This window comes from Thermoactinomyces sp. DSM 45892, assembly GCF_900107305.1.
Taxonomy (GTDB): domain Bacteria; phylum Bacillota; class Bacilli; order Thermoactinomycetales; family Thermoactinomycetaceae; genus Baia.
This window is the reverse complement of record NZ_FNPL01000041.1, coordinates 1-1,718: the sequence shown is the minus strand read 5'-3', so window position 1 is coordinate 1,718 and position 1,718 is coordinate 1. Positions and strand designations below refer to the sequence as shown.

Here is a 1,718-nt window from a genome sequence, read left to right as displayed (position 1 = left end):
CAGTTTTTCAAAATGAAACAGATAGGCGGATAGAACTAAAAACACCAACTTTGTATATTTAAGGAATACATAAAGGCACATGAACAAGGATGTTAGCCTATTTGTAAAAATATGGTGGGCACAAACGGATCTCCACATCTACCCAAGGGGTTCACCCTCCCACGTCTCACAGGATCATTGTCCCTACATTCCTTCGTTCTACCTACCTTGGGGTGGAGGCTGAATTTTGCTCCTTTGCAGGGTCTTTTGCCCGTATGGTTGATTAATTGCTCAGCTTATCCATGCTTCATTTTGTCTTCAAAGATATAGAGATACAGCGAGTAATGTTTAAGCAACAATCTGTAATGTAGATCTCTGCAAAGCCCTTTGGAGCTTTGCAGGGTCATAAGAAGTTTGAGTGTTTCCTAATACGAATAGCAAACGAATTAATTTACAACAGAGAGCAACCATAGATTGCTTCTTACTCAATGGATTTCGAGAGCGAGTGGTAAAGTGACGATGAAAAGCTTTAAACTCGCTATTTTTAACTACTAGTGGCATGACACATCGGAATAGCAGTGCACGTAAACGTGGACGTCCCCGTTTGGTGATTTGAGTTTTCCCTTTGTGTTTGCCAGAGCTGTATTCCTTGAGATTTAAACCAGCAAGCTTCCTAATTTGGTCAGGATGCTGGTATCGTTGAAGATCGCCAACCTCAGCTAGAAAACCTGCTACTGTCAGGAGTCCAACACCAGGTATCGACTGCATTTCCTTTGTTCCAGGTATCTGGTGTAAAAGATCTTCAACCTTTTGACCAACTTGCTCTAACTGCTCTTGGTATAAGTGATGTTGCTCCAGCAACATTTGAATTTCAAATCGAGCCATTTCACTTCCTATTGTAAGTCCAACCGTTTCCTGAGCGGCCCTAACAAGCTTCTCGGCTCGACCAAGCCCCACTGCACGCTTCACTTCTAGTTTCCACACCGCCACAATCCGTTCAGCTCCTAGGCACTGAACATCAACGGGAAGAGGGAAATGTTGGAGGGAAAGCATAGCAGCCTTTCCTTGCCAATCCTTGAATACTGTTACAAACTCAGGGAAATAACGATCTAACCAATTCGTAATTCGCCCTTGTACTCGCAAGAATTCTTGGTTGACTCGATCTCGTAAGTTCATAAGAACACGTAGTTCTGCGTGTATTCCTTCTGGAAAATGAGGTACAGAGTACCGAGCACCTTGAATCAAACGAGCTATGACATGAGCATCTTTCACATCATTCTTGGTAGGAGAATTATCGTCTAATTCTTTCGTCCTCTTCACATGCATTGGATTGACAATCACGACTTGGATACCTCGCGACTTCATAAAATGCGCTAAGTTCAGCCAGTAGTGTCCAGTTGGTTCCATTCCTAAAATGACTTGTTCCTTTGCCTGCTGGATTTGTGTACTTTTCATCCAGAACAGTAGCTGTTGGAACCCTTCTTGAGAATTAGCAAAAGCGATTGGCTTCGCCAATTCTTTACCTCGATCATCTACTACCCTTGCGACATGCTTATTTTTAGCAATGTCTACTCCCACAATGAGAGTTTCAGGTGTAAGTTGCTCCAGTTGTCGATTTACGTTAAAATTCATTTGTAGTGCCTCCTCTGTTAAATTAGGGATCTTTCGATACCCCGCATATTACAGGAGGCACTTTTCTTTTTCAAACTTCACTTTCTTTCATTACAGGAATGCTCCTT

General features: G+C 42.5%; 1 protein-coding gene. It reads right to left on the bottom strand.

The features are described from left to right. Positions 1 to 327 precede the first annotated feature (327 nt). Positions 328 to 1,611, bottom strand: a complete 1,284-nt coding sequence (locus BLU58_RS15910) for an IS110 family RNA-guided transposase (RefSeq protein ID WP_093293840.1) — start codon at positions 1,609 to 1,611, stop codon at positions 328 to 330. Positions 1,612 to 1,718 lie beyond the last annotated feature (107 nt).

Bases quoted from the DNA above. Each gene is read 5' to 3' on its own strand.
- BLU58_RS15910 (WP_093293840.1), bottom strand. From the start codon at position 1,611: ATGAATTTTAACGTAAATCGACAACTGGAGCAACTTACACCTGAAACT.